Raw genomic sequence first — 23400 nt, 5'->3', positions numbered from 1 at the left:
ATGACCACCCCCACCCGCCGCCTGCTCGCCGGCCTCGGCGCCGCCGCGGCCCTGGCCACCACCGTCCTGGTCGCCGCCCCCGCCGCCCAGGCCGCCACGCCCGGGCCCTGCGACCTCGGGCCGTCGGTCGGCGCCACCGTCAGCGTCTTCAACGGCTCCGCCGGCGCCCTCGACCTGCCGTCCAACGACGAGACCACCGGCAAGCGGGTCGGCACCTACACCGCCAACCAGTCCCCCGCCCAGACCTGGACGTTCTGGGACTACTGCGACGGCACCACCGCCATCTCGCACGGCGGCAACGGCAAGGTGCTCGACCTCGACTCGCACGGCACCGGCGCCGTCCAGCTCTGGGACACCCCCGGCGGCTGGGACGGCCTCAACCAGCAGAACGGCGCCTGGATGGGCGCCAACCAGAAGTGGCGGCTGACCGACGAGGACCGCGGCTGGTACCTGATCCGCAACGTCGCCACCGGGCAGTGCCTCAAGGGCAACGGCATCGCCCAGTACACCTCGGTGACCTCCTGCAACGGCAGCGACCCGGCCCAGCGCTGGCACAAGTAGCCGTCCCGCGGGGCCCGTTCCGCCGGCCCGGGGCGGCCGGCGGTTCGGGCACCACTGATCACGACTCGGCATCCCTTGTCACGAACCCGCGTGGGACTCGTCACGGCGCAGTCAAGACGGCACCAAAGGAATGGCGCCCGGCTTTCCCCCTGCGCTATGAACATCCCTCAGGAGAACCGCCGCCACGGCGGTCCGCATGCACGGGGGACGTCACATGAAGACCATCCGCAACAGTCGCACCATGGCCCTGGCCGGCCTGGCCGTGGTCGGCGCGCTCACCATGACCGCCTGCAACGACGACGCCGCGTCGTCCGACAGCGCCACCACCCCGCCGGCCACCCAGGCCCCGGCCGCGCCGACCGCCGCGCCGACCACCCCGGCCGCCTCCGCCTCGGCGGCCGCGCCGACCGGCGCTGCCACCGGCGGGACCACCGGCGGGACCACCGGCGGCGCCCCGGCCCAGGCCGGTCCGACGGCGGCGCCCGGCACCACGGTGAAGATCGGCGACGCGGCGACCATCCCGTTCAGCTCGGGCAGCACCAAGGGCACCGTCTCGCTCGCGGTCACCTCGATCGACAAGGGCGACCCGGCCGACCTCACCCCGCTCAAGCTCGGCGACAAGGCCGCGGGCATGGTGCCGTACTACATCCGCTTCAAGGTCACCAACACCGGCAGCACCGACCTGTCCTTCTCCAGCCTGACCCAGGTGAAGGGCACCCTGCCGGACGGCTCGGAGGCCGCCGAGGTGATGCTGATCGGCAGCTTCGACAAGTGCCCGCACCCCTCCTTCCCGAAGGGCTTCACCAACGGGCAGTCGATCACCTCCTGCGTGCTGGCGCTGGCCCCGACGGCCACCAAGGTGTCGGGCGCCGAGTACTGGGGCGAGCCGTACACCCTGGGCAAGGGCGTCAACTGGAAGTGACCCGTCGAACGGGTGACCGGCGACGGTGACCGTCGCTGATCGGCGATGACCCGGTGGGCGGGGCGGCTCCTGGCCGCCCCGCCCACCGGCACACCCACCGGCACACCGTCAGTCGTGGCCGGCCCGCGCTCAGCCCGCGGCCGGCCCGCCGTGGATCCGCAGGAAGGCGTCCACGCCGGAGCCGGCCAGCCGCCGGACCTCCTCCTCGGCCACCGGCAGGGCGCCCCAGAAGGAGCGCTCGGCCACGCCGTGGAAGGTCAGCAGGGTGAACCGCTCGGCCGCGAGCCCCGGGTCCGGGACCGTCAGCAGCCCGCGCCTGCCGAGCTCCGCCAGGCACTGCGCGAGGGCGCGCTGGGCGGCCGCCGGGCCGGTCTCCAGCCAGGCCTCCAGGACGTCCGCCGGGATGTTGGCCACCTCGGCCCGGATCGCCCGGCCGAGCGCCCCCAGCTCGCCCGCGGCCGGCGCCGCGTTCGCCCGCTCCACCGCGAAGGCGGTGAGGGCGCTGCGCACGTCCACCGCCTCCTCCAGGTGCTCCGCCAGCAACTCCCGCATCCGCTCGGCCAGTTCCGCCGAGTTCTGCAGCGCCACCGACAGGAAGAGGGTCTCCTTGTCGGCGAAGTGGTTGTAGACCGTGCGCTTGGACACCCCGGCCTCGGCCGCGATCGCGTCCATGCTGGCGCGGACGTACCCCTCCCGTCCGAACACCGTGGTCGCGGCCGCGGTGATCGCCCTGCGCTTCTCCGGCCGTCCCGCTGCGCCCGTGGTCGCCACGACCCTCCTCCTTCTCCGTCGGCGCCCCGCCGACCGGCTCAGAAACTGCCCGGTGTAGTGTCTGCTGGCCCGTTCACGAGCGGACTTGCCACCGAACAGGCGTGCTCTATGCTGCGTACGATCTCTACACCTCTGTAGAGCAAATCCGAAAACGTGCCTGCCCCCGAGCAGCAGCGGGAAACCGCGAACGGGAACCGGCCGGCCGAACACCAGCGTCCCGTACTGGCAGCGCCGCAACCGCTCTCCCACGGCAGACCCGGCGCAGCGCCGACGTGGCGCGCGAAGCACGGGAACACCGGGGGTGAGTGAGTGGCGGGGCAGCGAGGACGGTCGTCCGACCAGGGTTCACGACGGCGGACGACGAGCCGGCCCGCGGGCCCCACCCGTCCCTTCTCCGGCGGGCCCGCACTGCCCGCGGTCGCGGCCCTCGGGCTGCCGCTGGTCGGCGCGGTGGTCGACGAGCTCTCCGGGCCGGGGATGGGCCTGGCCTTCGCGGTGTGCGCGGTGCTCGGCACCGGCCTGGCGGCCGGGCTCAGCACCCGCCGCGGCTGGTGGTGGGTGGTCGCCGCCTCCCCGCTGGTGGTGCTCGGCGTGACGGCCGCGGCCGAGCTGGCCGCGAACGGCGACACCTACCGGGGCAAGGCCCTGGCCACCGGCTCCGCGAAGTGGGTGGTGCACGGTTTCCCGGTGATGGCGCAGGCCGCCGTGGCGGCCCTGCTGGTGATCGTGGCCCGGGTGGCCCTGGACCGGAGGAAGCGGCATGGCTGACGGGCGCGAGCGGGGACAGGAACGGGAACGGGAACGGCCGGAGGGCGGCCGGACCGCCGACCGCAGGGCCGCGGGAGCCCCGGCGGGCCGCCGCAGCTCCCCGCTGCTGATCGCCGGCCGGGTGGTCGCCACCACGGTGGGCTTCGCGGTGTTCGCGGCCAGCGGGGTGGTCTGGTACGAGTACACCTCGCTGACCGACGGGATGACCACGTCCAACGCGATCTCGGAGACCAAGAAGGACGCCCCGAAGCACCTGGACAACTCGGTCAACCTGCTGCTGATCGGCCTGGACAGCCGCAAGGCGATGGACGGCTCCGACCTGCCCCCGGAGTTCGTCCAGGACGAACTGCACGCCGGCCACAGCTCGGACATCGGCGGCTACAACACCAACTCCCTGATCCTGCTGCACATACCGGCGGGCGGCGGCAAGGTGCAGGCGGTCTCCATCCCGCGCGACGACTACGTCATGACCTACAACGGGGACGGCTCCCAGCAGGGCATGCACAAGATCAAGGAGGCGTACGGCAACGCCAAGGACGCCTTCGACCGGAGCCCGAAGGCCAAGGGCCTCAAGGGCGCCGACCTGGAGAAGGCCGGCCGCGACGCCGGCCGCGCGGCCACCATCCGTACCGTCCAGACCTTCGTGAACCAGCCGGTGGACCACATCGCCGAGGTCAACCTGATGGGCTTCTACGACATCGCCAAGGCCGTGGAGCCGATCCAGGTCTGCCTGACCCACGACACCAAGGACCCGGCGATGGAGGGCCAGGGCTCCGGCGCCGACTTCAAGAAGGGCATCAACACCCTCAACGCCTCCCAGGCGCTGGCCTTCGTCCGCCAGCGCCACAACCTGGACGACGGCAAGGGCAACACCGGCGACTTCGCCCGCACCCACCGCCAGCAGGCCTTCATCTCCTCCGTCGTGCACAAGCTCAAGCAGGACGGCATCATCAGCGACCTCGGCAAGCTCAAGGACCTGTTCGGCGTCGTCCAGAAGGACCTGGTGATCGACAACGAGTGGAACGTCCTGGACTTCGCCCAGCAGGCCCCGGCGCTGACCGGCGGCAACGTCGAGTTCAACACCCTGACCTTCGACGGCTTCGGCACCAGGAACGGCCAGGACGTCAACCTGGTCACCCCGTCGAAGATCCAGAAGGTGGTCAAGCAGCTGTTCGGCTACGCCGACGCGGCCGCCCCCGCCGCCCCGGCGGACGGCGCAACCGACGCCCCGACCACCGAGGCCCCCGCCACCCCCTCGCCGAGCGCGACCGCCCCGGCCAAGGCGGCCGCCCCGGCCACCGTCGACGTGTACAACGCCTCCTCCGCCGCCGGGGTCTCCTCCTCCGCCGAGGCCAAGGCCCTGGTCGCGATGGGCTTCAAGGAGGGCACCACCGGCCCGGCCCGCAGCAAGCCGAAGACCACCACGGTGACCTACGGCAAGGGCGCCAAGGACGCCGCCGACCAGATCGCCGCTCGCTACGGCGTCACCGCCACCGAGTCCGCCACCGCCGGCGCCGGCCACGTGGTGGTCACCCTCGGCACCTCCTTCACCGGTGCCGACGACAGGTCCGCCGCTCCCAGCGGCCCCGCCACGGGCAACCCGGCCGCCAACCTGCCGATGCAGGGCCCCGGCGTCGACGCCACCTCGGACGGCGGCATCCCCTGCGTCTTCTGACGCGCACCCCCGACGAGAAGGCGCCACCGACACGAAGGCGCCCCCGTCCGCTCCGGGACGGGGGCGCCGACGCGTCGCGGCGGGGGGGGTCAGTCCACCGTCCAGGTGTCGCCGCCCGCCAGCAGGGTCGCCAGGTCGCCCGGCCCGCGCTGGGCGACGGCGGTGGCCAGCTGGCTCTCCATCAGGTCGTCGTAGACCGGGCGCCGGACGTCGCGCAGCACACCGATCGGCGTGTGGTGCAGGGTGTCCGCGTCGGCGATCCGGGAGAGCGCGAAGGCGCCGGTCGGGCTGGCCGCGTGGGCGTCGTGCACCAGCACCCGCGCCTCGTTGTCCGGCGTCACCGGGGCGGTGAACAGCTCGCCGTCCGCGCCCCGGAAGACGCCGTTGGCCCCGTCCGCGCCGAAGCGGATCGGCTGCCCGTGCTCCAGCCGGATCAGCGCCTCGTCCCGGGTGCCGGGCTCCTTGAGGACCTCGAAGGCGCCGTCGTTGAAGATGTTGCAGTTCTGGTAGATCTCCACCAGCGCCGTGCCCTCGTGCTCGGCCGCCGCCCGCAGCACCGACTGCAGGTGCTGGCGGTCCGAGTCGATGGTGCGCGCCACGAAGGAGGCCTCGGCGCCGATCGCCAGCGACAGCGGGTTGAACGGCGCGTCCAGCGAGCCCATCGGGGTCGACTTGGTGATCTTGCCGAGCTCGCTGGTCGGCGAGTACTGGCCCTTGGTGAGGCCGTAGATCCGGTTGTTGAACAGGAGGATCTTGAGGTTGACGTTGCGCCGCAGGGCGTGGATCAGATGGTTGCCGCCGATGGAGAGCGCGTCGCCGTCCCCGGTCACCACCCACACCGACAGGTCCCGCCGGGAGGAGGCCAGCCCGGTCGCGATCGCCGGCGCCCGGCCGTGGATCGAGTGCACCCCGTAGGTGTTCATGTAGTACGGGAAGCGCGAGGAGCAGCCGATGCCGGAGACGAAGACGGTGTTCTCCCGCTTGATGCCGAGCTCCGGCATGAAGGACTGCACCGCGGCCAGGATCGCGTAGTCCCCGCAGCCCGGGCACCAGCGCACCTCCTGGTCGGTCTTGAAGTCCCGGGCGCTCTGCGGCCCGTCGGCCTTGGGCACCAGCTTCAAGGACGGGAACGGGTGCTCGCTCATCGGTGGTCCTCCTCGTCCAGGGTGCCGATCGCCGCCCACAGCACGTCCGCCAGCTGCGCCGCCTTGAACGGCAGTCCGCGCACCTGGTTGTAGGACTCGGCGTCCACCAGGTACTTCGCCCGCAGCAGCAGGGCGAGCTGGCCCAGGTTCATCTCGGGCACGATGACCTTCTCGTAACTGCGCAGCACCGAGCCCAGGTTGGCCGGGAACGGGTTGAGGTTGCGCAGGTGCGCCTGGGCGACCTCGCCGCCGTCCGCGCGCACCCGGCGCACCGCCGCGGTGATCGGGCCGTAGGTCGAGCCCCAGCCGAGCACCAGCACCCGGGCGTCGCCGGTCGGGTCGTCGACCTCCACCGGCTTGACGGTGATCCCGTCGACCTTGGCCTGCCGGGTGCGGACCATCAGGTCGTGGTTGGCCGGGTCGTAGGAGATGTTCCCGGTGCCGTCCTGCTTCTCGATGCCGCCGATCCGGTGCTCCAGGCCGGCCGTGCCGGGCACCGCCCAGGGGCGGGCCAGGGTGTGCTGGTCCCGCAGGTACGGCCAGAAGGCGCCGTCCTCGCGGTTCGGGCCGGTCGCGAACTTCGGGTCGATCTCCGGCAGTTCGTCGACCTCCGGGATCCGCCAGGGCTCCGAGCCGTTCGCCAGGTAGCCGTCCGAGAGCAGGAACACCGGGGTGCGGTAGGTCACCGCGATCCGGGCCGCCTCCAGCGCCGCGTCGAAGCACTCGGCGGGCGTGGCCGGGGCCACGATCGGCACCGGCGCCTCACCGTTGCGGCCGAACATCGCCTGCAGCAGGTCCGCCTGCTCGGTCTTGGTCGGCAGGCCGGTGGACGGGCCGCCGCGCTGGATGTCCACCACCAGCAGCGGCAGTTCCAGCGAGACCGCCAGGCCGATGGTCTCCGACTTGAGCGCCACGCCCGGCCCGGAGGTGGTGGTCACGCCGAGCGCCCCGCCGAAGGCCGCGCCGAGCGCGGCGCCGATGCCGGCGATCTCGTCCTCGGCCTGGAAGGTGCGCACCCCGAAGTCCTTGTGCCGGGACAGCTCGTGCAGGATGTCCGAGGCCGGGGTGATCGGGTACGAGCCCAGGTACAGCGGCAGGCCGGAGCGCTGCGCGGCGGCGATCAGCCCGTAGGACAGCGCCAGGTTGCCGGAGATGTTGCGGTAGCGCCCGGCCGGGAGCTTGGCCGGCGGCACCTCGTAGGAGACCGCGAAGGACTCAGTGGTCTCGCCGAAGTTCCAGCCCGCCCGGAAGGCGCTGATGTTGGCCTCGGCGATCTGCGGCTTCTTGGCGAACTTGGTGCGCAGGAAGGACTCGGTGCCGTGGGTGGGCCGGTGGTACATCCAGGACAGCAGGCCCAGGGCGAACATGTTCTTCGCCCGCTCGGCGTCCTTGCGGGCCAGCCCGCTGTCCTTGAGCGCCTCCAGGGTCAGCGTGGTGAGCGGCACCCGGTGCAGGTGGAAGGCGTCCAGCGAGTCGTCGCCGAGCGGATCCGCCGCGTAACCGACCTTGGCCAGCGCGCGCTTGGTGAACTCGTCGGTGTTGACGATGATCTCCGCGCCGCGCGGCAGGTCCGGCAGGTTCGCCTTCAAGGCCGCCGGGTTCATCGCCACCAGCACGTTCGGGGCGTCGCCCGGGGTGAGGATGTCGTGGTCGGCGAAGTGCAGCTGGAAGGACGAGACGCCGGGGAGGGTGCCGGCGGGGGCCCGGATCTCGGCCGGGAAGTTCGGCAGCGTGGAGAGGTCGTTGCCGAACGCGGCCGTCTCCGAGGTGAAGCGGTCACCGGTGAGCTGCATACCGTCACCGGAGTCCCCGGCGAACCGGATGATCACCCGGTCGAGTCTGCGAACGGGCTTGGGCCGCCTCACCGGTGGACTGCCCGGGGCGTGCGGGCCGGCTGGTCCGGCCGCTCCGGGGCGTCCGTCACCGCCGCCGGTACGACCCTCGTCGCCGCCCGATCCGTCCACTGCCTCCGACTGATCGACCTGACTGGTCACTGCCGCGGACCTCCTCGTGGACACACCACCGCGGGCGCGGCCCCGTGCCCCGTCCGCTTGGTGCACCGCTCGCATCCTATGCGCGGGCGCTCGGGCCCGGCTGGAACTCCCGCAGGATTCCCTCGGCCGCGCCGGTACCGCACTCAGGGACAACGCCCGGCCGCCGGAGATCATTCCGGGTACGGAGCAGCCGCCCCACGGCGGGCGCCCCGGACGGCCCCGGCCTCCGGTCGAGGCCAGGAGCCGAGGCCGGCGGTCGAGGTCAGGAGTCGAGGTCAGGAGTTGAGGTAGGTCAGCACCGCGAGCACCCGGCGGTGGTCCTCCGCGCTCTGCGCCAGCCCCAGCTTGAGGAAGATGTTGCTGACGTGCTTCTCCACCGCCCCGTCGGAGACCACCAGCTGCTTGGCCACCGCGGCGTTGGTGCGCCCCTCGGCCATCAGGCCGAGCACCTCGCGCTCGCGCGGCGTGAGATTGGCCAGGACGTCGCCCTTGCGGCTGCGGCTGAGCAGCTGCTGCACCACCTCCGGGTCCAGCGCGGTGCCGCCCTCGGCGACCCGCACCACCGCGTCGGCGAACTCGCGCACCTCGGCGACCCGGTCCTTCAACAGGTAGCCGACGCCCCGGGTGGACCCGGCCAGCAGCTCGGAGGCGTAGCGCTCCTCCACGAACTGCGACAGCACCAGCACACCCAGCTGCGGGTAGCGCCCGCGCAGCTCCACGCAGGCGCGCAGGCCCTCGTCGGTGTGGGTCGGGGGCATCCGCACGTCCGAGACCACCACGTCCGGCAGGGCGTCGGCCGCCGCCAGGTCGTGGATCGTCTTCACCAGGGCGGCGCCGTCCCCGACCCCCGCCACGACCTCCAGGCCGCGGTCGGTGAGCAGCCTGGTCAGGCCTTCCCGGAGCAGTACGGAGTCCTCGGCGATGACGACGCGGCGCATGGCGACCTTCCGGGCAGGCGTGGGCTGACGGGTGCCAGTCTCCCCCATCCGCCCGCGCCCGTACGGGCTCGGGGTCCGATCCGCCCGGGGGCGGTCACATGGTGCGGATCGCCACCGCGTCGCAGAGCCCGTCCAGGGCGGCCTTCGCCGCGCAGTCCGGCAGCGGGGCCAGCAGCGCCCGGGCCTCCTCGGCGTGCCGCAGGGTCTCCCGGCGGGCCCGCTCCAGGGCGGGGTGGGCGCGCAGCAGGCGCAGCGCCTCGGCGTGCCGGTCGTCGTCGGAGAGGTCCTGGGTGAGCAGTTCGCGCAGCCGGGCGTCGGCCGGGTCGTCCGGGTCGGCGGGCATCTGCTCCAGCAGCAGGGTCGGCAGGGTCGGCACGCCCTCGCGCAGGTCGGTGCCGGGGGTCTTGCCGGACTCGTGGCCGTCGCTGGCGATGTCCAGCACGTCGTCCGCCAGCTGGAACGCGATGCCGATCCGCTCGCCGAACTCGCCCAGGGCCTCCACCACCCACGGCTCGGCGCCGGCCACCAGCGCTCCTATCCGGCAGGAGACGGCGATCAGCGAGCCGGTCTTGCCCTCCAGTACGTCCAGGTAGTGCAGCAGCGGGTCGCCCTCGGGGCCGGGGCCGCGGGTCTCCAGGATCTGGCCGGTCACCAGCCGCTCGAAGGCCTCGGCCTGCATCCGCACCGCCTCCGGGCCGAGGTCGGCCAGCACCTGGGAGGCGCGGGAGAACAGGAAGTCGCCGGTGAGGATGGCCACCGAGTTGTCCCAGCGGGAGTTGGCGCTCTCCGCGCCGCGGCGCACCGGGGCCTCGTCCATCACGTCGTCGTGGTACAGCGTGGCCAGGTGGGTCAGCTCGACGACCACCGCGGCCGGCACCACACCGGGCGCCCCCGGGTCGCCGAACTGGGCGGCCAGCAGCAGGAGCAGCGGACGGAAGCGCTTGCCGCCGGCCTCCATCAGGTGGCTGGCGGTGACGGTGATGAAGGGGACGTCGCTCTTGACGGCCTCGGAGAGCGCCGCCTCCACCGCGTCCAGTCCGACCTGGACGTCCCGGGTCAGGTCGCGGTCCTGCACGCTGAGCCCGAAGGGTCCCACGACGGTCACGAAGACCACTCCTCTGTCCCTGGTCGATCTAGCGGCCTGGTCCCTGAGTGCCGCCGCTGGCCAATACAGGCAGGGTATCCGGTCGCGAGTGGATCACTGCACGGGCGTGCGGATCCCGTCATGACCGCGCCGGAAGCCCTGGTCAGGAGGCCTGCGCGGACGGAGCCGCGGTGGGGGCGAATTCAGCCGGAAATAAACGCCGGAGATCGGCCCGAGGATCCGGACCGATCTCCGAGGAACCGACCGGCTCCGGTCAGTAGGCGAACAGCGAGGCCTTGGAGGCGAGGTCCAGGAAGTACTGCGGCAGCAGGCCCAGACCCAGCGTGACCAGCACCCCCACCCCGATCGCGGTCGCCGTGAAGGCGCTCGGGATCGCCACCGTCGGGCCTCCCGGCTGCGGGTCGGAGAAGAACATCAGCACGATCACCCGGATGTAGAAGAACGCGGCCACCGCCGAACTCAGCACACCGACGATCACCAGCGGTGTCGCCCCGCCGGCCGCCGCCGCCTGGAACACCGCGAACTTCCCGGTGAAGCCGGAGGTCAGCGGGATCCCGGCGAAGGCCAGCAGGAACAGCGCGAAGACCGCCGCCACCAGCGGCGAGCGCCGCCCCAGCCCCGCCCAGCTGGACAGGTGGGTCGCCTCCCCCTTGGAGTCGCGCACCAGGGTGACCACGGCGAAGGCCCCCAGCGTCACGAAGGAGTACGCCGCCAGGTAGAACAGCACCGAGGACAGGCCCTGCTTGTTGACCGCGATCACCCCGGTCAGGATGAACCCGGCGTGCGCGATCGAGGAGTACGCCAGCAGCCGCTTGACGTCCTGCTGGGTCACCGCCAGCACCGCGCCGACCACCATGGTCAGGATCGCCACGCCCCACAGCACCGGCCGCCAGTCCAGCCGCAGGCCCGGGAAGGCCACGTAGAACAGCCGCAGGAACGCCCCGAACGCGGCGACCTTGGTGGCCGCGGCCATGAAGCCGGTCACCGGGGTCGGCGCGCCCTGGTAGACGTCCGGGGTCCAGGAGTGGAACGGCACCGCGCCCACCTTGAACAGCAGGCCCACCGCCAGCATCGCCAGGCCGGTCAGCAGCAGCGCGTCGCTCTGGGTGCTGCTCAGCTGCGCCGGGGTGGTCATCGCCTTGCCGGAGATGACGTCCGCGATGTCGCCGAGCTTCACGCTGCCCGCGTAGCCGTACAGCAGCGCGGTGCCGAACAGGAAGAACGCCGAGGCGAAGGCACCCAGCAGGAAGTACTTGACCGCCGCCTCCTGGGACAGCAGCCGGCGGCGCCGGGCCAGCGCGCACAGCAGGTACAGCGGGAGGGAGAAGACCTCCAGCGCCACGAACATGGTCAGCAGGTCGTTGGCGGCCGGGAAGAGCAGCATCCCGCCGACCGCGAACAGGGTCAGCGGGAACACCTCGGTGGTCGCGAAGCCGGCCCGGACCGCGGCCCGCTCCTGCTCCCCGCCCGGGGTGGCGGACGCCTGGGCGGCGAAGGCGTCAGCGGGCAGGCCGCCGGCCTTGGGCTCCAGCTTCCGCTCCGCGTAGGTGAGCACCGCGACGACGGCGACCAGCAGGATCACGCCCTGGAGGAACAGCGCCGGGCCGTCCAGGGCGACCGACTCCATGGCCAGCAGGTCGACCCGCGGCGCGCCGTGGCCCTGCGTCGCCAGCACCACCACGGCGGCGAACGCGCCGGCCAGCGCGACCAGCGCCAGCGACACCTGGGTCCAGTGCCGCAGCCGGCGCGGGACGAAGGCCTCGACCAGGACGCCCGCCACGGCGGCCCCGAAGACCACCAGCATCGGGGAGAGTTGGCCGTACTCGATGTGCGGCGCCGGGATGCTGGGGGTGTTGCCGCCGGCGGCGGCGAGCACTGCGGTGGCACTCACTTCTGCTCACCTCCTGAGGTGGCGGCGACCGGGTGGGCCGGCGCCGGATCGGTCCGGTGGACCTGCGAGAGCGTCGCGTCCACCGAGGGGTTCACCAGGTCGGTGAGCGGCTTCGGGTACACGCCGAGCAGGATCGTCAGCGCCACCAGCGGTGCCACCACGGCCAGTTCGCGGACCTTGAGGTCGGGCATCGCGCGCACGCCCTCCTTCACCGGGCCGGTCATGGTGCGCTGGTACAGCAGCAGGGCGTACAGCGCGGCCAGCACGATGCCGAGGGTGGCCACCACGCCGATCGCCGGGTAGCGGGTGAAGGTGCCCACCAGCACCAGGAACTCGCTGACGAACGGGGCCAGCCCCGGCAGCGACAGGGTCGCCAGGCTGCCGATCAGGAAGGTCCCGGCGAGCACCGGGGCGACCTTCTGCACGCCGCCGTAGTCGGCGATCAGCCGCGAGCCGCGGCGCGAGATCAGGAAGCCGGCCACCAGCATCCACGCGGCGGTGGAGAGGCCGTGGTTGACCATGTAGAGGGTCGCGCCGCTCTGGCCCTGGCTGGTCATCGCGAAGACGCCCATGATGATGAAGCCGAAGTGCGAGATCGAGGCGTAGGCGACCAGCCGCTTGATGTCCTTCTGGCCGACCGCCAGCAGCGCGCCGTAGACGATCCCGATCAGCGACAGCACCAGGATCGCCGGGGCGAAGGTCTTCGAGGCATCCGGGAACAGCCCGAGGCAGAAGCGCAGCATCGCGAAGGTGCCGACCTTGTCCACCACCGCGGTGATCAGCACCGCGGTGCCGGCCGTCGCCTCGCCCATCGCGTTCGGCAGCCAGGTGTGCAGCGGCCACAGCGGGGCCTTCACCGCGAAGGCGAAGAAGAAGCCGAGGAACAGCGCGTTCTGCGCCGTCCCGGACAGCTTGAGGCTGCCGTCGGCGATCGCCCCGGTGAGGGTCGGCAGGTCGAAGGTGCCGAGGCCCTGGTCCTGGGCGATCACGTACAGCCCGATCACCGCGGCCAGCATCACCAGGCCGCCGAGCAGGTTGTACAGCAGGAACTTGACGGCCGCGTAGGAGCGCTGGCGCGCCGACTCCGGGCCGCCGGCCCGGTCGCCGAAACCGCCGATCAGGAAGTACATCGGGATCAGCATGGCTTCGAAGAACACGTAGAACAGGAAGACGTCGGTGGCGTAGAAGGACACCACCACCATCGCCTCCACCGCCAGGATCAGGGCGAAGAAGGCCTGGGTGCGCCGCTTGTTCTCGAAGCTGCCGTCGGGGCCCGGCGCGGCCGGGTCCGCGTCGTGCCAGGAGGCCAGCATCACCATCGGCACCAGGACGGCCGTCAGCAGGGCCAGCACCGCGCCGATGCCGTCCACGCCGAGCGAGAAGGTGATGCCGAAGGAGCGGATCCAGCTGTACGACTCGGTCAGCTGGAACCGGGCGCCGTGCGGGTCGAAGCGCAGCGCCACCAGGGCGGCCAGCACCAGGGTCACCCCGGACACGGCCAGCGCGACGGTCTTGACGGTGCGACGCCGGGCCTCGTTCGTCCCGGCGGGCAGCGCGGCGGTCAGCACCGCGCCGGCCGCCGGGACGACGCAGGTGGTGGTCAGCAGGACGCTCACGACCACACCTCCCGACGCGATTCCCCGCCGAGCGGGCGAGTAACTGTCATCACACGGACCTCATCAGGAGAGTCGAGGCGACCAGCACCAGCGTGCCGCCGAACATGGAGAGCGCGTACGAGCGGACGAAGCCGTTCTGGACCCGCCGCAGCCGGCCGGACAGGCCCCCGACGAGGGCGGCCAGGCCGTTGACGAAACCGTCCAGGCCGCGGCTGTCGAAGTAGACCAGGGTCGCGGCCAGCGCCGAGCCCGGGCGTACCAGCACCGCGTGGTTGAAGTCGTCCTGCAGCAGGTCGCGGCGGGCCGCCCGGGTGAGCGGGGAGCCGACCGGCGGCACCACCGGGACGGGCGAGCGCCCGTACATCAGGTACGCCAGGCCCACGCCGGCCAGCATGCAGGCCGTGGTCAGCCCGGTGACCGTCCAGGAGCCGAGCGGCGGGTTGCCCTCGCTGTGGCCGGTGACCGGCTCCAGCCACTTCAGGAAGGAGTCGTGCAGGACGAACAGCCCGCCGGCGAAGACCGAGCCGAAGGCCAGCAGGACCATCGGTACGACCATGGTCCGCGGCGACTCGTGCGGGTGCGGGAGGTTGCCCTCGGCGTCCGGCTGCCAGCGCTGCTCGCCGAAGAAGGTCAGCAGCATCACCCGGGTCATGTAGAACGCGGTGACGGCCGCGCCGACCAGTGCGCACAGGCCGAGGATCCAGCCCTCGGTGCCGCCCTTGGCGAAGGCCGCCTCGATGATCTTGTCCTTGGAGAAGAAGCCGGACAGCCCGGGGAAGCCGATGATGGCGAGGTAGCCCAGGCCGAAGGTGGCGAAGGTCCACGGCATCTTCCGCCACAGGCCGCCGTAGTGGCGCATGTTCACCTCGTCGTCCATGCCGTGCATGACCGACCCGGCGCCGAGGAACAGCCCGGCCTTGAAGAAGCCGTGGGTCACCAGGTGCATGATCGCGAAGACGTAGCCGATCGGGCCCAGTCCGGCCGCCAGGATCATGTAGCCGATCTGCGACATGGTCGAACCGGCCAGCGCCTTCTTGATGTCGTCCTTGGCGCAACCGACGATCGCACCGAACAGCAGCGTCACCGCGCCGACCACCACCACGGCGGTCTGGGCGTCCGGCGCCAGGTCGAAGATCGCCGAGGACCGGGTGATCAGGTAGACCCCGGCGGTCACCATGGTGGCCGCGTGGATCAGGGCCGAGACCGGGGTCGGGCCCTCCATCGCGTCCCCGAGCCAGGACTGCAGCGGCACCTGCGCCGACTTGCCGCACGCGGCCAGCAGCAGCATCAGGCCGATCGCCGTCAGCCTGCCCTCGCTCGCCCCGTGCGCCCCGTCGAAGACCGGCGTGAAGGCGAAGGAGCCGAACTCGGCGAACATCAGCATGATCGCGATCGACAGGCCCATGTCGCCGACCCGGTTGACCAGGAACGCCTTCTTCGCCGCCGTCGCCGCGCTCGGCTTGTGCTGCCAGAAGCCGATCAGCAGGTACGAGGCCAGGCCCACGCCCTCCCAACCGAAGTACAGCAGCAGGTAGTTGTCCGCCAGCACCAGCAGCAGCATGGCGGCCAGGAACAGGTTCAGATAGGCGAAGAACCGACGCCGGCGCTCGTCGTGCGCCATGTAGCCCACCGAGTACAGGTGGATCAGCGTGCCCACCCCGGTGATCAACAGCACGAAGGTCAGCGACAACTGGTCGAGCCGGAACGAGACGTCGGCCTGGAAGGCGTTCACCGGCACCCAGGTGAACAGGTGCTTCGTCACCGCCCGGTGTTCGGCGTCCCGGCCCAGCATGTCCGAGAACAGGGCCAGGCCGAAGCCGAACGAGAGCGCGGCGAGCGCGGTGGCCAGCCAGTGGCCGAAGCGGTCGAAGGCCCGACCGCCCAGGAGCAGCAGGGCGGCACCGGCCAGCGGAGCCGCCACCAGCAGCGGAATGAGAGAGTTCACCGAAGGCCCTCCGCCTACAGCTTCATCAGATTGCTGTCGTCGACCGAAGCGGAGTGCCTGGTCCGGAAGATGGAGACGATGATGGCGAGGCCGACCACGACCTCGGCCGCCGCGACCACCATCGTGAAGAACGCGATGATCTGGCCGTCCAGGGTCCCGTGCAGCCGGGAGAACGTCACCAGGGCCAGGTTCGAGGCGTTCAGCATCAGCTCCACGCACATGAACAGCACGACCGCGTTCCGCCGGATCAACACCCCGGACGCGCCGATGGTGAACAACAGGGCCGACAGATAAAGGTAGTTGACCGGATTCACCGCTCCCCCTCCCCGGTCTCGTGCTGCTCGGCCCGGTGGCCCGGGACCGGCTCCAAGGACCTGCGCGGAGCCGCCGCCACCGGCCGCTCCGAGGGCGGCCGGCCCAGCCAGTCCGCCGTGCTGTTCTCCAGCTCCGCCATCCGCCGCAGCATGTCCTGGCTGACGTCCCGGACCTGGCCGCGCTCGCGCAGCGTCGCCATCACCGAGTCCTCCGCGATCGTGCCGTCCGGCAGCAGCCCCGGCACGTCCACCGCGTTGTGCCGGGCGTACACGCCCGGCGCCGGCAGCGGCGGCACCTGGATGTTGTCCCGCACCCGCTGCTCCGCCAGCTCCCGCTGGGTCTTCGGCGCCGTCACGTGCTCCCGGTGGGTCAGCACCATCGCGCCGATCGCCGCGGTGATCAGCAGCGCGCCGGTGACCTCGAAGGCCCACACGTAGCGGGTGAAGATCAGCCGGGCCAGGCCCGGCACATTGCCCTCGGCGTTGGCCTCGGCCAGCCCGGTGAAGTGGTTCAGCTTCGCGTTCGCGATGCCCGCGATCAGCAGCACCCCGAAGCCCAGCCCGCACAGCACCGCCGCGAACCGCTGGCCCTTCAACTGCTCCTTCAAAGAGTCCTCGCTGGTCACGCCGACCAGCATCACCACGAACAGGAACAGCATCATGATCGCGCCGGTATACACCACGATCTGCACCACGCCCAGGAACACCGCGCCCTGGGCCATGTAACAGACCGCCAGCGCCAGCATGGTCGCCGCCAGGCACAGCGCGCTGTGCACCGCCTTGCGCATCAGCAGCATGCCCAGCGCGCCACCGACCGCGATCACCGCGAGCACCCAGAACTGGACGACCTCACCCGTGGAGGTCGTCCCGCTCGCCGCCGCCAGCTGTGCGATCACTGCCGCACCTCCTTCTCCCGGTCGGTGCGCTCCTGCTGGACCGTCCCCGGCGCCGCCCCGGTGACCTCGCCCCGGTAGTACGCACCCTCGTCGGCGCCCGGGAAGATCGCGTGCGGGGTGTCGACCATGTCCTCCGACAGGCCCACCAGCAGCTGCTCCTTGGTGAAGATCAGGTCCTTGCGGGAGGAGTCCGCCAGCTCGTACTCGTTGGTCATGGTCAGCGCCCGGGTCGGGCAGGCCTCGATGCACAGCCCGCACAGGATGCAGCGGGCGTAGTTGATCTGGTACACCGCGCCGTAGCGCTCACCCGGCGAGTAGCGCTCCTCGTCCCGGTTGTCCGCGCCCTCCACGTAGATCGCGTCGGCCGGGCAGGCCCACGCGCACAGCTCGCAGCCGACGCACTTCTCCAGCCCGTCCGGATGCCGGTTCAGCTGGTGGCGGCCGTGGAAACGCGGCGCCGTGGGCTTCTTCTGCTCCGGGTACTGCTCGGTCAGCCGCTTCTTGAACATGGCCTTGAAGGTCACGCCGAAACCGGCGGCCGGACCGAGCACCGACGGCCGGTCGGCCCGCTCGGGCCGGCCCGTCTGGTCGGACGACATCGCGGATCAGCTCCCTTCGGAATGGTCGGCCCCGTTGAGGGCGTCCTGGAGTTGCTTCGGGGCCCGGCCCGGCCGGCGCGGCACCGGCGGCAGCACCTGCCCGGGCAGCGGCGGCACCGGGTACCCGCCCGCCATCGGATCGAACTCGCCCCGCCCGGGGGCCTCCTGCTCCTCCCCGGGCTCCTTCTCCTTCCGCAGGAAGTCCCGGACCAGCGCCAGCAGCAGGATCACGCCGACCGGCGCGCCCACGTACAGCACCACCTGGCCGAAGCCGTACCCCTCGTTGCGCAGCGCCCGCACGCTGGCGATCAGCACCAGCCACACCAGCGAGACCGGGATCAGGACCTTCCAGCCCAGCTTCATGAACTGGTCGTAGCGCAACCGCGGCAGCGTGCCGCGCAGCCAGATGAAGAAGAACAGCAGCAGCTGGATCTTCAAGGTGATCCACAGCATCGGCCACCAGCCGTGGTTGGCGCCCTCCCAGAAGGCCGACACCGGCCACGGGGCCCGCCAGCCGCCCAGGAACAGGGTCGACGCCACCGCCGAGACCGTCACCATGTTGACGTACTCGGCCAGCATGAACATCGCGAACTTCAACGAGGAGTACTCGGTGTTGAAACCGCCCACCAGCTCGCCCTCGGCCTCCGGCAGGTCGAACGGCGCCCGGTTGGTCTCCCCGACCATCGCGATGATGTACACGATGAACGACACCGGCAGCAGCACCGCGAACCACTTCGGCTGCTGGTGCGCCACGATCTCCGAGGTCGACATCGATCCCGAGTAGACGAACACCGCCGCGAAGGACAGGCCCATCGCGATCTCGTAGCTGATCATCTGCGCGGCCGACCGCAACCCGCCCAGCAGCGGGTAGGTCGAACCGGAGGACCAACCGGCCAGCACGATCCCGTAGATGCCGATCGAGGCGGTGGCCAGGATGTAGAGCAGCGCCACCGGGAAGTCCGTCAGCTGCAGCGGCGTCCGGGTGCCGAAGACCGACACCTCCTCGCCGGCCGGGCCGAACGGGATCACCGCGAAGGCCATGAACGCCGGGATCGCGCAGACGATCGGGGCCAGGACGTAGACCACCTTGTCCGCGCCCTTGACGACCAGGTCCTCCTTGAGCGCCAGCTTCACGCCGTCCGCCAGCGACTGCAGCAGACCCCACGGCCCGTGCCGGTTCGGCCCGATGCGCAACTGCATCCAGGCCACCACCTTGCGCTCCCAGACGATCGCCACCAGCACCGTCAGCACCAGGAAGGCGAAGCAGAACACCGCCTTCAACAGCACCAGCCACCAAGGGTCCTGGCCGAAGAAGTGGAGCGTCTCGTACGGCTGCGGAGTCGTCATCGGACCTCCCCTTCCCGGGCCCCGCCCTCGACGGCGACCGGCGCGAGCTCGGCCGCGGCGATCGTCACCAGATGGCCGACGGTGGTGCCGAGCGCGCGGTACGCGCCGCCCGGCGTGGAGTTGAGCGGGATCCAGACCGTCCGGTCCGGGACCGAGTCGGTCACCTCCAGTGGCAGGACCAGCGAACCCGCCGGACCGGTCAGCCGCAGCGCACCGGTGGCGTCCGCGCCGACCTCCTTCGCCGTCGCCGACGACAACCGGGCCACCGCCCGGTGCCGCGTCCCCGCCAGGTGCGGATCCCCGTCCTGCAAGGAGCCCTCGTCCAGCAGCAGCCGCCAACCCGCCAGCACCGCCTGGCCGGTGGCCGGACGCGGCAGCACACCCGGGTGCGCCGCCGGATCCGCCGCGCGGTCACCCCGCCACGGCCCGAAGCGGTCCAGCTCCAACCGGGCCGCCCGCACGTCCGCCAGGCCCAGCCGGTGCCCCAGCGCGTCCGCCAGCATCGCCAGCACCCGCAGGTCCGACTGGAGATGGCGGCCCATCTGCTGGTCCGGCTTGAGCGCGGCCTCGAACATCCGCACCCGGCCCTCCCAGTCCAGGAACGTGCCCGCCTTCTCCGCCACCGCCGCCACCGGCAGCACCACGTCGGCCCGCTCGGTCACCGCCGACGGCCGCAGCTCCAGCGACACCACGAACGGCACCGCCGCCAGGGCCTCCCCGGCCAGCGCCGGATCCGGCAGGTCGTCCGGATCCACCCCGCCGACCAGCAGCGCGTCCAGATCGCCCTGCGCCGCCGCGGCCAGGATCTGGCCGGTGTCCCGGCCCGGACGCGACGGCAGCTCCGCCACCCCCCACACCGCGGCCGCCTGCGCCCGCGCCGCCTCGGCCGCCACCGGACGGCCGCCCGGCAGCAGACCCGGCAGCGCACCCGCCTCCACCGCCCCGCGCTCCCCGGCCCGACGCGGCACCCAGGCCAGCGCCGCCCCGGTCGCGTGCGCCAGCCGCAGCACCGCCGTCAACGCGCCCGGCACCGACGCCAGCCGCTCACCCGCCAGGATCACCGCACCCGGCCGGCGCAACAGCTCGGCCGCCCGCCCGGCCTCGTCGTTCAACGGCTCGTCCGCCGCCAGCGCCGCGAACCACTCCGGCTCCGTCCCCGGCGCCGCCGGCAGCAGCGCACCGCGCAGCTTCGCCAGCCCCCGGGAGGCGAACGACGCCACCGAGAACACCTTGACGCCGCCGCTCCGGGAGGCCTTGCGCAGCCGCAGGAAGACGATCGGCGACTCCTCCTCCGGCTCGAACCCGGCCAGCAGCACCGCCGGAGCCTGCTCCAACCGCGCGTAGTCGACGCCCGAACCGTCCACGTCCACCCCGCGCCCGGCGACCGCCGCGGCCAGGAAGTCCGCCTCCTCACCGCTGTGCGGGCGGGCCCGGAAGTCCACGTCGTTGGTGCCCAGCACCACCCGGGCGAACTTCGCGTACGCGTACGCGTCCTCCACCGTCACCCGGCCACCCGCCAGCACACCCGTACGGGCCCCGCGCAGGCCCTCGGCGGCCCGCTGCAACGCCTCCGGCCAGGAGGCCGGCACCAGCTCGCCGTCCACCCGCACCAGCGGGGTCGTCAACCGGTCCCGCTGCTGGGCGTAGCGGAACGCGAAACGGCCCTTGTCGCAGTTCCACTCCTCGTTCACCGCCGGGTCCTCGCCCGCCAGCCGGCGCAGCACCTTGCCCCGCCGGTGATCGGTGCGCTGCGCGCAACCCGCCGAGCAGTGCTCGCACACGCTCGGCGAGGACACCAGGTCGAACGGGCGCGAGCGGAAACGATAAGCCGCCGAGGTCAGCGCACCCACCGGACAGATCTGGATGGTGTTCCCGGAGAAGTACGACTCGAAGGCGTCCCCCTCCCCCGTGCCCACCTGCTGCAGCGCCCCGCGCTCCACCAGGTCGATGAACGGGTCCCCGGCGATCTGCTGCGAGAACCGGGTGCAGCGCGCGCACAGCACGCAGCGCTCCCGGTCCAGCAGCACCTGGCTGCTGATCGGCAGCGGCTTCGGGTAGGTGCGCTTCATCCCCTCGAACCGGGAGTCCGCCGCGCCGCTGCTCATCGCCTGGTTCTGCAACGGGCACTCGCCGCCCTTGTCGCAGACCGGGCAGTCCAGCGGGTGGTTGATCAGCAGCAGCTCCATCACGCCGCGCTGCGCCTTCTCGGCCACCGGCGAAGTCAGCTGGGTGCGCACCACCATGCCCTCGGCGACCGGGATGGTGCAGGAGGCGACCGGCTTGCGCTGGCCCTCGACCTCCACGATGCACTGCCGGCAGGCGCCGGCCGGATCCAGCAGCGGATGGTCGCAGAAGCGCGGGATCTGGGTGCCGATGGTCTCGGCGGCCCGGATCACCAAGGTGCCCTTGGGGACCTTCACTTCGACGCCGTCGATGGTGAGCGTGACCAGTTCGACGGCGGCTCCGTCGTTCGTGGAGGCGGCCGGCTCGGTGATCGTCACGCGTGCACCTCCCTCTCGGTGGCGGACTGGTGGCCGGGGCGGGGGCCGTCGGCCCAGACGGTGGAGGCGGCCGGGTCGAACGGGCAGCGGCGCTCGGCCAGGTGCTGCTCGTACTCGGCCCGGAAGTGCTGGAGCGAGGAGACGATCGGGCTCGCCGCGCCGTCGCCCAGCGCGCAGAAGGACTTGCCGTTGATGTTGTCGGCGATGTCGAGGAGCTTCTCCAGGTCCCCGTCGACGCCCTGGCCCGCCTCGATCCGCTTCAACAGCTGGACCAGCCAGTAGGTGCCCTCCCGGCAGGGGGTGCACTTGCCGCAGGACTCGTGGGCGTAGAACTCCGTCCAGCGGGTCACCGCCCGCACCACGCAGGTGGTCTCGTCGAAGACCTGCAGCGCCTTGGTGCCGAGCATCGAACCCGCCGCGCCGACGCCCTCGTAGTCCAGCGGGACGTCGAGGTGCTCGTCGGTGAACATCGGGGTGGAGGAGCCGCCCGGGGTCCAGAACTTCAACCGGTGCCCGGCCCGGACACCGCCGGAGAGGTCCAGCAGCTGGCGCAGCGTGATGCCGAGCGGGGCCTCGTACTGGCCGGGGTTGGTGACGTGGCCGGACAGCGAGTACAGCGTGAAGCCCGGGGACTTCTCGGTGCCCAGGCTCTTGAACCACTCCTTGCCGCGGGCCAGGATCGGCGGCACCGAGGCGATCGACTCGACGTTGTTGACCACCGTCGGGCAGGCGTACAGGCCGGCGATCGCCGGGAACGGCGGGCGCAGCCTCGGCTGACCGCGACGGCCCTCCAGCGAGTCCAGCAGGGCCGTCTCCTCGCCGCAGATGTAGGCGCCGGCGCCGGCGTGGACGGTGATGTCCAGGTTCACGCCGGAGCCGAGGATGTCCCGGCCGAGCAGTCCCGCCGCGTACGCCTCGGCGACCGCGGCGTGCAGGCGGCGCAGCACCGGGACGACCTCGCCGCGCAGGTAGACGAAGGCGTGGTCGCAGCGGATCGCGTAGGAGGCGATGATCATGCCCTCGATGAGGGAGTGCGGGTTGGCGAACAGCAGCGGGATGTCCTTGCAGGTGCCCGGCTCGGACTCGTCCGCGTTGACCACCAGGTAGTGCGGCTTGCCGTCGTTCTGCGGGATGAACTGCCACTTCATCCCGGTGGGGAAGCCGGCGCCGCCGCGGCCGCGCAGACCGGAGTCCTTGACCAGGGCGATCACGTCGTCCGGGGGCATCGCGAGGGCCGCCTTGAGGCCCTCGTAGCCCTGGTGGCGGCGGTAGGTGGCGAGGGTCCAGGGGCGGCTGTCGTCCCAGGGGTCCGACAGGACGGGGGTGAGCAGCTTCTCGGCCGGCTCGGCGGAGGTCATCACGCTTCGGTCCCTTCCTGGCCGGCGGCCTTGCCTTCGTGGCCCGGCTCCTCGTGGCGGGGCTCCTCGGGGCGGGGGGCCTCGGGGCGGGAGGCCTCGGGGCGGGAGGCCTCGGGGCGGGGCTCCTCGGGGCGGGGGGCCTCGGGGCGGGAGGCCTCGGGGCGGGAGGCCTCGGGGCGGGGCTCCTCGGGGCGCGGGGCCTCGTGGCGGGGGGAGACCACCTTGGTGCCGCCGGTGCCCGGCAGGGCCTCGCCGCGTGCCAGCCGCAGCCCGGCCAGCGAGGGGGCGCCGCCGGCACCCGACTCGTCGTTGGCGCCCGGGCGCTCGTCCGGGAAGCCGGCCAGGATCCGGGCGGTCTCCTTGAAACCGCACAGCCGGGCGCCGCGGGTGGGCCGCACCTCGCGGCCGGCCCGCAGGTCGTCGACCAGCCGGCGGGCGCTCTGCGGGGTCTGGTCGTCGAAGAACTCCCAGTTGACCATCACCACGGGGGCGTAGTCGCAGGCGGCGTTGCACTCGATGTGCTCGATCGAGATCGCGCCGTCCTCGGTGGTCTCGTTGTTGCCGATGCCCAGGTGCTCCTGGAGGTCGGCGAAGATCCGGTCCCCGCCGAGCACCGCGCACAGGGTGTTGGTGCAGACCCCGACGTGGTACTTCCCGGCCGGGCGCCGCCGGTACATCGTGTAGAAGGTGGCGACGGCGGTCACCTCGGCCGTGGTGAGCTCCAACTGCTCGGCGCAGAACCGGATCCCGGTCGCGCTGACGAAGCCCTCCTCGGCCTGCACCAGGTGCAGCAGCGGCAGCAGCGCCGAGCGGGCCTGCGGGTAGCGGCCGATCAGCTCGGCGGCGTCGGCGGCCAGCCGGGTGCGCACCTCCTCCGGGTACGGCGGGGCCGGCATCGCCGGCAGTCCCAGTTCGACGTCGGTCACCGGTCCACGCCTCCCATCACCGGGTCGATCCCGGCCACCGCGACGATCACGTCGGCGACCTGGCCGCCCTCGCACATCGCCGCCATCGTCTGCAGATTGGTGAACGACGGGTCCCGGAAGTGCACCCG

At 72.1% G+C, this 23400-nt stretch carries 19 protein-coding genes and 1 pseudogene; 4 read left to right on the top strand and 16 right to left on the bottom strand.

All coding sequences use genetic code 11. The features are described 5' to 3' along the window. Both AB0F71_RS37340 and AB0F71_RS37335 read left to right on the top strand, forming a co-directional pair. Window positions 1–561 (top strand): RICIN domain-containing protein, encoded by a 561-nt coding sequence (locus AB0F71_RS37340; RefSeq protein ID WP_360244883.1) that lies wholly within the window; start codon window positions 1–3, stop codon window positions 559–561. Window positions 562–775: 214 nt separating this feature from the next. Further along, window positions 776–1483, top strand: coding sequence for a hypothetical protein (locus AB0F71_RS37335; protein WP_360244880.1), 708 nt, complete (start codon window positions 776–778; stop codon window positions 1481–1483). 129 nt (window positions 1484–1612) lie between these two features. Here the strand turns inward: AB0F71_RS37335 and AB0F71_RS37330 are convergent, their stop codons facing one another. Beyond that, window positions 1613–2254, bottom strand: coding sequence for a TetR/AcrR family transcriptional regulator (locus AB0F71_RS37330; RefSeq protein ID WP_360244878.1), 642 nt, complete (start codon window positions 2252–2254; stop codon window positions 1613–1615). Between the two features lie 309 nt (window positions 2255–2563). On the opposite strand from AB0F71_RS37330, the gene AB0F71_RS37325 reads away from it, so the two are divergent. Together AB0F71_RS37325 and AB0F71_RS37320 are read left to right on the top strand one after the other, a co-directional pair. Further along, window positions 2564–3022, top strand: a complete 459-nt coding sequence (locus AB0F71_RS37325) for a DUF6542 domain-containing protein (RefSeq protein ID WP_360244875.1) — start codon at window positions 2564–2566, stop codon at window positions 3020–3022. Then, on the top strand, window positions 3015–4697 hold the full coding sequence (locus AB0F71_RS37320) for an LCP family protein (RefSeq protein WP_360244872.1): 1683 nt from the start codon (window positions 3015–3017) through the stop codon (window positions 4695–4697). Before AB0F71_RS37325 ends, AB0F71_RS37320 begins: the two co-directional genes overlap by 8 nt. Before the next feature lie 89 nt (window positions 4698–4786). On the opposite strand, the gene AB0F71_RS37315 is transcribed toward AB0F71_RS37320, so the two are convergent. From AB0F71_RS37315 to AB0F71_RS37245, 15 genes and pseudogenes are all read right to left on the bottom strand, one after another. Then, window positions 4787–5842 (bottom strand): 2-oxoacid:ferredoxin oxidoreductase subunit beta, encoded by a 1056-nt coding sequence (locus AB0F71_RS37315; protein WP_360244869.1) that lies wholly within the window; start codon window positions 5840–5842, stop codon window positions 4787–4789. Then, window positions 5839–7707, bottom strand: coding sequence for a 2-oxoacid:acceptor oxidoreductase subunit alpha (locus tag AB0F71_RS37310; protein ID WP_360244866.1), 1869 nt, complete (start codon window positions 7705–7707; stop codon window positions 5839–5841). Before AB0F71_RS37310 ends, AB0F71_RS37315 begins: the two co-directional genes overlap by 4 nt. Before the next feature lie 404 nt (window positions 7708–8111). Continuing rightward, on the bottom strand, window positions 8112–8774 hold the full coding sequence (locus AB0F71_RS37305; RefSeq protein WP_360244863.1) for a response regulator transcription factor: 663 nt from the start codon (window positions 8772–8774) through the stop codon (window positions 8112–8114). A gap of 94 nt (window positions 8775–8868) precedes the next feature. Further along, on the bottom strand, window positions 8869–9879 hold the full coding sequence (locus AB0F71_RS37300; protein ID WP_360244860.1) for a polyprenyl synthetase family protein: 1011 nt from the start codon (window positions 9877–9879) through the stop codon (window positions 8869–8871). A gap of 253 nt (window positions 9880–10132) precedes the next feature. Then, window positions 10133–11770: an NADH-quinone oxidoreductase subunit NuoN gene (nuoN, locus tag AB0F71_RS37295; RefSeq protein WP_360244857.1), complete on the bottom strand. Its 1638-nt coding sequence runs from the start codon at window positions 11768–11770 to the stop codon at window positions 10133–10135. Then, on the bottom strand, window positions 11767–13386 hold the full coding sequence (locus tag AB0F71_RS37290; protein WP_360244854.1) for an NADH-quinone oxidoreductase subunit M: 1620 nt from the start codon (window positions 13384–13386) through the stop codon (window positions 11767–11769). Before AB0F71_RS37290 ends, nuoN begins: the two co-directional genes overlap by 4 nt. 49 nt (window positions 13387–13435) lie before the next feature. Next, window positions 13436–15331 (bottom strand): NADH-quinone oxidoreductase subunit L, encoded by a 1896-nt coding sequence (nuoL, locus tag AB0F71_RS37285; protein WP_360244851.1) that lies wholly within the window; start codon window positions 15329–15331, stop codon window positions 13436–13438. Between the two features lie 14 nt (window positions 15332–15345). Next, window positions 15346–15645 carry an NADH-quinone oxidoreductase subunit NuoK gene (gene nuoK, locus AB0F71_RS37280; RefSeq protein WP_360244848.1) on the bottom strand — a complete coding sequence of 100 codons (300 nt, stop codon included), beginning with the start codon at window positions 15643–15645 and terminating at the stop codon, window positions 15346–15348. Next, window positions 15642–16541 carry an NADH-quinone oxidoreductase subunit J gene (locus AB0F71_RS37275; RefSeq protein WP_360244845.1) on the bottom strand — a complete coding sequence of 300 codons (900 nt, stop codon included), beginning with the start codon at window positions 16539–16541 and terminating at the stop codon, window positions 15642–15644. Before AB0F71_RS37275 ends, nuoK begins: the two co-directional genes overlap by 4 nt. After that, on the bottom strand, window positions 16538–17140 hold the full coding sequence (gene nuoI / locus AB0F71_RS37270; RefSeq protein WP_360244842.1) for an NADH-quinone oxidoreductase subunit NuoI: 603 nt from the start codon (window positions 17138–17140) through the stop codon (window positions 16538–16540). Before nuoI ends, AB0F71_RS37275 begins: the two co-directional genes overlap by 4 nt. A gap of 6 nt (window positions 17141–17146) precedes the next feature. Beyond that, window positions 17147–18487, bottom strand: coding sequence for an NADH-quinone oxidoreductase subunit NuoH (nuoH, locus tag AB0F71_RS37265; RefSeq protein WP_360244839.1), 1341 nt, complete (start codon window positions 18485–18487; stop codon window positions 17147–17149). Further along, on the bottom strand, window positions 18484–20988 hold the full coding sequence (locus AB0F71_RS37260) for an NADH-quinone oxidoreductase subunit G (RefSeq protein ID WP_360244836.1): 2505 nt from the start codon (window positions 20986–20988) through the stop codon (window positions 18484–18486). Before AB0F71_RS37260 ends, nuoH begins: the two co-directional genes overlap by 4 nt. Then, window positions 20985–22346, bottom strand: coding sequence for an NADH-quinone oxidoreductase subunit NuoF (gene nuoF / locus AB0F71_RS37255; protein WP_360244833.1), 1362 nt, complete (start codon window positions 22344–22346; stop codon window positions 20985–20987). Before nuoF ends, AB0F71_RS37260 begins: the two co-directional genes overlap by 4 nt. Then, window positions 22346–23242, bottom strand: coding sequence for an NADH-quinone oxidoreductase subunit NuoE (gene nuoE, locus AB0F71_RS37250; protein WP_360244917.1), 897 nt, complete (start codon window positions 23240–23242; stop codon window positions 22346–22348). The genes nuoF and nuoE overlap by 1 nt, the downstream gene beginning before the upstream one ends. 26 nt (window positions 23243–23268) lie before the next feature. Further along, window positions 23269–23400: pseudogene (locus tag AB0F71_RS37245) on the bottom strand (NADH dehydrogenase subunit D); the annotation flags it as partial.

The organism is Kitasatospora sp. NPDC028055, assembly GCF_040637885.1.
Classification (GTDB): Bacteria; Actinomycetota; Actinomycetes; order Streptomycetales; family Streptomycetaceae; genus Kitasatospora.
This window is presented reverse-complemented; position numbering and strand designations above follow the sequence as displayed.

Excerpts from the sequence above, each read along its gene's own strand:
- nuoF (WP_360244833.1), bottom strand. The coding sequence starts at position 22,346 with ATGACCTCCGCCGAGCCGGCCGAGAAGCTGCTCACCCCCGTCCTGTCG.
- nuoH (WP_360244839.1), bottom strand. The coding sequence starts at position 18,487 with ATGACGACTCCGCAGCCGTACGAGACGCTCCACTTCTTCGGCCAGGAC.
- AB0F71_RS37340 (WP_360244883.1), top strand. The coding sequence starts at position 1 with ATGACCACCCCCACCCGCCGCCTGCTCGCCGGCCTCGGCGCCGCCGCG.
- AB0F71_RS37315 (WP_360244869.1), bottom strand. The coding sequence starts at position 5,842 with ATGAGCGAGCACCCGTTCCCGTCCTTGAAGCTGGTGCCCAAGGCCGAC.
- AB0F71_RS37335 (WP_360244880.1), top strand. The coding sequence starts at position 776 with ATGAAGACCATCCGCAACAGTCGCACCATGGCCCTGGCCGGCCTGGCC.
- nuoI (WP_360244842.1), bottom strand. The coding sequence starts at position 17,140 with ATGTCGTCCGACCAGACGGGCCGGCCCGAGCGGGCCGACCGGCCGTCG.
- AB0F71_RS37305 (WP_360244863.1), bottom strand. The coding sequence starts at position 8,774 with ATGCGCCGCGTCGTCATCGCCGAGGACTCCGTACTGCTCCGGGAAGGC.
- AB0F71_RS37320 (WP_360244872.1), top strand. The coding sequence starts at position 3,015 with ATGGCTGACGGGCGCGAGCGGGGACAGGAACGGGAACGGGAACGGCCG.
- nuoE (WP_360244917.1), bottom strand. The coding sequence starts at position 23,242 with ATGCCGGCCCCGCCGTACCCGGAGGAGGTGCGCACCCGGCTGGCCGCC.